This window comes from Bacillota bacterium, assembly GCA_013178125.1.
Taxonomy (GTDB): Bacteria; Bacillota; SHA-98; order Ch115; family JABLXJ01; genus JABLXL01.
In genome coordinates this window covers 121,588-128,138 of record JABLXJ010000010.1, presented here as the reverse complement: position 1 = coordinate 128,138, position 6,551 = coordinate 121,588, and the positions used below count along the sequence as shown (strand labels likewise).

The following is a 6,551-nucleotide window of genomic DNA, read 5'->3' as shown; positions in this document are numbered from 1 at the left end:
GCATCCACCGGGCTTCATCAGGCGAGGTCTGGCAGACAAATCCACTCCAGGCGGAGGTAAAGGGCCTCTTGGAAAAGCTGAAACTAAAGCTCCCACCCAGGTTCTATGCTATGAAACCTGCCAAGAAAGAGATGTAGTAACAATCATTTTTCAAGGTGCAATGGTCACAGGACCTTATGGCAGAAGGGTTTGCGCACCTTTTTTGTAACTAGTTACTGTACAACGGCAGCCCGGTGGCGGATATTCACTGGCATGAGCGGCGAGCGTTTGACTGCAAAATGGGCTTCCGACAGAAAATGCCCTGTTAGCAGGGGAAATGCATCGACGGGCTGCAAACTTAGGTATCAAGTTCGGATATAACCCGGGCCACAGGAGCGATCTAAAGCAGATCAAGTTGGCGATGGCCGTGGACAAAGAATTAGGCGTTCCGAAAGTCAGTCTACGGCCATCCGAAAGTGGTGGAAGTTCATAACGATGGAACAGCAGCGTTGGAACTCAAGTATGGGGTAGATCAGGAGGAGCTTCGCAAGCTCGAGTATAGGGACGGGGTTTACCCGGTTGTCACGAACCTGGTGGATGGCGAGGAGTATCCACTGAAGGATATCTTCGAGCGAACTCGACGGAAGTATCAAGTTGAACGGCCCATGAGGTATATGAAATCCCGGGTCCCAATTCGAAATGTCGAACCTGCGAAATATCGGCTAAGCACTCGCTCTCTGTTAGTCACAGATAGATCCAGTTCCTTTTTAAGAATAAACGTGCATACTCTCGAAAATCCTAAAGGATCGTAGTTATTAGAGATATTCTTTATTGCAAGACTTCACGAGCTTTTTCGATCCACGTAGTTATCTGTTTCAAATCGTTTTCCAAAGAACTCTCTATTTGAAATGCATCGGCCCGGATGGTATAATTTAGACCCTCACACAGACGTTTTATCTCTTTCAGCTTACTTTCCATCTGTGAGGGAGTCGCTTTTTCTACATCATCTATCGGGTTCAATACAACCTCTATTATGTGATCGGTCCCGATGATCTCAATCGCCTTTTCAAGATCGGTCCAGGGGCTGATATGGATCATCTTCAATTTTGGGATTTCCTTAATATAATGGAGAACAGGATCTATACGCCCACAACTATGCCAGTAATCTATGCCACCATGAAACTCACTGATTTCCTTCTCATACGGTAGGATAAACTCTTTATACGCTTCTGGGGAAATCAAGGGCACATTGATATCATCATTAGCGAGATACAGGGGCTGAACCGAAACACCAAGGAACTCTGCCCTCGCTTTAGACCAGCTGAATTTGGCGTCCATTATTAACCTTATCAGATCGTGCACAAACTCAGGCGCCTCCAAAAAGTCTATCAAGAGATTCTCCGTCCCTCTAAGATGCAATGCAGTTCCGAATGGCCCAAAATCCCATTCGGGGAAGATAACTTCGAATTCATCACCCACAATCTCTTTTAACTGTGAATATACCCTTCTGACTCGAAGGGCAGGCTCACTCCGCTGAAAATCGGGCAGCTCAAATCGTTTTAGGTCCTCTCGTTCCTTAAAAAGAATCCCCTTACCCACCCACGGCTCGTGCCCGGCTCTCGCAGGCTCTTGTTCTATACCCAAAAGGCTTTCAACAAAACCGACTCCAAACCACATAGTTATATACTTCGTTATCGGATTATCGTCCTTGAAGTTTTCGAAGGCAAAGATCTTTTTGGAGAGCTCAAACTCTACGTAGGCGTAAGGGTCTTGGTAAATCCTCTCTATCTCAATGCCCATCACTTGCCCCCACATCTCCCTATCTAAATCGGCAATAAACGGAACGGTTGATAGTCCCTTTTTGGGGAGGTGTCGGGTAAAAATGTTCGGCAGCCCTGCGACGGATTCCCACTTTTCCAATCGCCTCTTATTTTCATCGCTTTCCACCAAATAGTTAACGCGTTCCATTAGATCCTTAATCTTATCGAGTTTTTGGCTGTTGCTATTATTACGCATCGTCCACGTCCCCCTTATGAGGCGAATATCTAATGTAACCGAAAATCAATAACTGCTTTCAGGCAATCCATATTCTCTACACATTCGATTGCTTTAATGACATCCCTCAACGGGAAAAACTGGGTAACCAATTCGGCGAAAGGATAAGTATGCTTATACTTTTGCAGTATCTTTATAGCCGTATAATATTCTTGAGGAGGGGTACCCCACTGTCCGAAAAGGTTGATGTCTTTTGCACATAAATGTCTAAATGGATTTATTTCCACGGTTCCGGTATCCGTTGTGCATCCAAGTTCGTAATAGACGCCCCCTACCCGAACCATTTCCAATCCCTCCTTGATAGCCGAGGGATTACCGCTCGCCTCGACTACCACATCCGCGCCCAGACCGTTGGTAAGTTCTAGTACAGCTTTCACCCGTTCATTTGGATCTCTTACTTCATTGATATCGATAATATGATCCACTCCAAATCTCCTAGCGAGATCAAGACGGGTTCTAGGTGCGCCAAGCATAATCACCTTGCCAGCACCAAGAAGCTTGGAGCGAATCGCCGTAGCAATACCAATCGGGCCCGCACCTTGAATGGCTACAGTATCAAGCGTATTAAATCCCTCATTTACGGCCACAGCTGGAGCTTGTGCTTTTTCCAATCTCGGCACATTCAGGATATCAATAAGTACCGCTTCCTCATCAGTCAATTCATCCGGAATTTTGTACACCCAAGTCCCTGGAATGAGATAAACGTATTCTGAGAATCCACCAAAGAGATGCGGAGGTTTTTCGCAAGTTGTTCCAAGGCCAAACTTCATCTTTGGATTAGCGCAAAGGTAATGGTTGTTTGAAGGCAGGAACATACACGTCCAACATCTTCCACACTTTATTCCAGGGAACCAAGTCACACGATCTCCTTTCCTTAAGGGGCCTCCGACCACTACCATTGCTTCATGTGCATTTTCTCCAATTTCCTCAACAACGCCAATGCATTCATGCCCTTGAATAACTGGAAAATCACATTCCATCTTGCCCCGGTATATATGGGGATCAGTCCCACATACTCCTACCATTGTTGTTTTGACAATTATGCCATCGCTGGCGACTCTGGGATAAGGGAACTCTTGTAGCTCGATCAATCCCGGCTTCTTGGTAACCATAGCATTTACACGATTTACCATTGCACTTCCTCCTAATTCCCGTATTTGTGCTCAGTAGCGATGAGAGTTATTCGGACGAGATGGATACAAGGGCTTCACATTCTCGAGGAAACGGCTTTGGTCCCTCGACAACCTCAATATGTTCCACTCCAACAAGTTTGGCTTTGAATATTTGATCGCAGCCGCCTTTCGCCGAAGATGTAAACAAATACATCTATAAGCGTCAGATGCTAGGCTGGGGTAATACGTCGATTCATGAAATTGACAAATGAACCTACTTGACCGCCCCAAGTGTAAGCCCGCGCACTAGATGTTTCTGGACCAGTGATGCGAAGATTATGATGGGTAAAGCACCAATTAGCGCCGCAGCACTCATTTCCCCCCAGCGTATCCCGTATATCCCAATATATCCTGCAATTGCTACCGGGATTGTTTTAGTCGCCGTGCGGGTCATCACGAGGGCAAAGAAAAACTCATTCCACGAAAAGATAAAGCAAAATATGGCAGTAGCCACTAGCCCTGGTGCCGCCAGGGGCATCACAATCCTGGTGAACGCTTTGAAAGGTGAGCACCCGTCAACCAATCCCGATTCATCAAGCTCTTTCGGTATCTCTTCGAAAAAACCACGCATCATCCAAATAACAAAGGAAAGGTTAAATGTGATGTAAAGTATGATGAGGGAAAAGTGAGTATCGATGAGCTTGAAGAATTTCATGAATAAAAACATCGGCAAAGCAACGCCCACAGCCGGAGCCATCCGGGTCGATAGAATCCAAAAAGCCAGGTCCTTTTTTCTTTTGAAATCGAATCGAGAAAGAGCATAAGCGGCTGGTGTACCTATAAGAAGCGAAATGGCGATGCTACCAGCACTCACTATAAGACTATTAAGGAAAGATCTAAGATAAGAGCCCGTAACGACTGCCCTGTAGTTCTCTAAAGTGGGCTTGAACCACCAGACCGGCGGCATGGAAAACGCTTGCACCTCGGTCTTCAGGGACGTTGAAAGAACCCAGTAAACCGGGAACAGGAAGAACACAAGAGAGAGTATGACTACGACATATGTAAGAGCTAACCTCGGCCACTTCATTAGGTTACTTCCTCCCGCCTCATGAATTTAAGAAAGATTTGGCAGACAAATATTGTAATTGCCAGCATAATTACCGCGAAGGCAGATGCCGCACCAGTCCTAAAATAGCTAAATCCCATAAGATAAGAATAAATGCTCATAGTCTCCGTAGCGGTCCCTGGTCCACCCTCAGTCATCATATATATCACGTCAAAGGCGCGAAAAATATCAATGCTACGTATTAAGATTGCTACCATAATAGCTCCTTGCATGAGCGGCAACGTTATGTATCTAAAGGTCTGGAATCCGGTCGCTCCGTCCACTTTACTCGCTTCAAAAGGCTCGATGGGGAGCGACTGGAAGCCAGCAAGGAGCACCAGCATCATAAAAGGTGTCCATTGCCAGATATCGGCCACGATGATAGTAATGAGGGCTAGAGACGGATCGGCTAGCCATGACTTACCAGATATTCCGAGGAATCCGATTATATAGTTAACAAAACCGATGGTAGCATCAAACAGAAATCGCCAGCTCAGACCAACTACAACAGGAGGTATGACCATTGGAATAAGGAATAGCGGCAAAACAAGGTTCTTACCGGGAAACTTATCCTTCAACATAAGCGCCAACCCAAAACCTGCGAGAAACTCGATTGTCAATGCACAAGCAGTGAATATTGCCGTCAGCTTGACAGAGTTCCAAAACCGTTCATTAGTTAGTAAGTCTATATAGTTTGCAAATCCCACAAATGGAGATCCCAGATAAGGCTTAGCTAGTTCAAGCCCGCTAAAACTCACTCCTACTAAGTAGAAAAAGGGAAATACAGTTATGACTAATAAAACTAGGATCGCGGGACTCAACATCATTATCAATGTTTTCTGTCTATACCCGAGCTGCGGTAATAAACGCACGAATTTCCCCCCAGTTTTATCCAATACTTCATCCTTTATGGAGGAGCCCTCATTCGGGCTCCTCCCGGCCTTTAACTAGGCTTAGCGCTTAATCAAACCTGCTCGACTAAGTGCCCGGTACATCTCAAGCTTTGCCTTTTTCATCGCATCTGCTGGTTCCTCCATACCAGCTACTACTGCAGAAATGTGTGTGCCGATAATGTCGCACAGTTCGGAATATACGGTGATATGCGGCATGTACTCAGGATTAGCTAGTTCCAATGCCTTGAGTATCACGTCAACCCCCTGGTAAGCTTTTCGGAATTGATTGCTGTTAAGAACAGCCAGACTGGTTACACCGGTATTGTTGCCTTCCAGGAGTGTTCTCTGCTGCACTTCCGAACTTGTCATCCACTGAAGGAAAAGCCACGCGGCTTCCTTGTGCCTTGAGTCCGCGTTGATACCCATGCCCGCGGTGAACAAATGAGACGCATACCTTTTCGTTCTGGGGATATTGGGGCCGGCCGGGGCTAGGGCGTAGCCGATCTTACCCGCAATTTGAGACCGCTTGGGATCCTCGATCCTGCCGACGAAATCCGATGCATCAAAGATCATCCCGACTCTGCCGGTTGTAAATGCTTTCTCGACTTCCACCCAGCTGTACCTCGATACATCGGGCGGACCATACTTCTGAAGGATATCCTTGATCCATGTTACACCCTTGATGAACTCCGGGCTGTCAACTACGGGCATGTTTTTCTCGTCGAGCCAGCGGCCACCAAAGACCCATGTCCAGGAGGTAGTTATGATGGTATTGTCTTCACCCTTAATCGCCCTGAAAGCAATGCCGTAACGATCCGGTTTTTGCGTCAGTTTAGCTGCAGCCGTCATGAGCTCATCAGTAGTCTCCGGAACACCCAGACCAAGTTTCTCAAATAGGTCCTTTCTATACATCAGGATACCGACATGGCCGTAGTACGGAAGCCCCCAAAGCTTACCATCGTACCGGAGGGCATCGAGGTACTTTGGAGCAAAGTCCTCACAGAACCATTCACTCTTATTGTTCTTGAGAAGATCATCCAGTGGAATTACATAACCCGCCTTCGCGTACTCGGCAGTCAGCCAACCATCGAGTAAAAAGATATCATATGCGCCGCTCCGGGAGGCTAAATCAAGCATAACCTTCTCGCGGAGCACAGGCTCAGGGTATATTTCGAACATAACCTTAATACCAGTTTCTTTCTCGAATTCAGGTATTAGCTTTTGTATAGCTGTTGCGGTCGCAGTCTCCCAAGTTATAATCTTAACAGTCTGACCGGCATACGGTTTAGAAGCTCCTTGCGTTGCTGCTGCCATCCCCACAATAAGGCAAATTAGTAGAAATATAATCTGGTAAACATTTTTCCGAAATACCTCTAACATGCCCCATTCCTCCCAAAATATTTTAGA

At 46.4% G+C, this 6,551-nt stretch carries 6 protein-coding genes; all 6 read right to left on the bottom strand.

All coding sequences use genetic code 11. From position 1 onward, the window contains the following. Positions 1 to 434: 434 nt before the first annotated feature. The 6 genes from HPY71_10255 to HPY71_10230 all read right to left on the bottom strand — a co-directional run bounded on the left by HPY71_10255 (position 435) and on the right by HPY71_10230 (position 6,524). Positions 435 to 632 (bottom strand): hypothetical protein, encoded by a 198-nt coding sequence (locus HPY71_10255; protein ID NPV53891.1) that lies wholly within the window; start codon positions 630 to 632, stop codon positions 435 to 437. A 175-nt stretch (positions 633 to 807) separates the two neighbouring features. Beyond that, positions 808 to 1,995: a hypothetical protein gene (locus HPY71_10250; GenBank protein ID NPV53890.1), complete on the bottom strand. Its 1,188-nt coding sequence runs from the start codon at positions 1,993 to 1,995 to the stop codon at positions 808 to 810. A gap of 29 nt (positions 1,996 to 2,024) precedes the next feature. Next, positions 2,025 to 3,167 (bottom strand): alcohol dehydrogenase catalytic domain-containing protein, encoded by a 1,143-nt coding sequence (locus HPY71_10245; protein NPV53889.1) that lies wholly within the window; start codon positions 3,165 to 3,167, stop codon positions 2,025 to 2,027. 253 nt (positions 3,168 to 3,420) lie between these two features. Continuing rightward, positions 3,421 to 4,233: a carbohydrate ABC transporter permease gene (locus HPY71_10240; GenBank protein ID NPV53888.1), complete on the bottom strand. Its 813-nt coding sequence runs from the start codon at positions 4,231 to 4,233 to the stop codon at positions 3,421 to 3,423. Next, entirely contained in the window at positions 4,233 to 5,147 is a 915-nt protein-coding gene (locus HPY71_10235) for a sugar ABC transporter permease (protein NPV53887.1), read from the bottom strand. The genes HPY71_10240 and HPY71_10235 overlap by 1 nt, the downstream gene beginning before the upstream one ends. A 57-nt stretch (positions 5,148 to 5,204) precedes the next feature. After that, positions 5,205 to 6,524: a sugar ABC transporter substrate-binding protein gene (locus HPY71_10230; protein ID NPV53886.1), complete on the bottom strand. Its 1,320-nt coding sequence runs from the start codon at positions 6,522 to 6,524 to the stop codon at positions 5,205 to 5,207. Positions 6,525 to 6,551: the final 27 nt, after the last annotated feature.

Excerpts from the sequence above, each read along its gene's own strand:
- HPY71_10250 (NPV53890.1), bottom strand. The coding sequence starts at position 1,995 with ATGCGTAATAATAGCAACAGCCAAAAACTCGATAAGATTAAGGATCTA.
- HPY71_10245 (NPV53889.1), bottom strand. The coding sequence starts at position 3,167 with ATGGTAAATCGTGTAAATGCTATGGTTACCAAGAAGCCGGGATTGATC.
- HPY71_10240 (NPV53888.1), bottom strand. The coding sequence starts at position 4,233 with ATGAAGTGGCCGAGGTTAGCTCTTACATATGTCGTAGTCATACTCTCT.
- HPY71_10230 (NPV53886.1), bottom strand. The coding sequence starts at position 6,524 with ATGTTAGAGGTATTTCGGAAAAATGTTTACCAGATTATATTTCTACTA.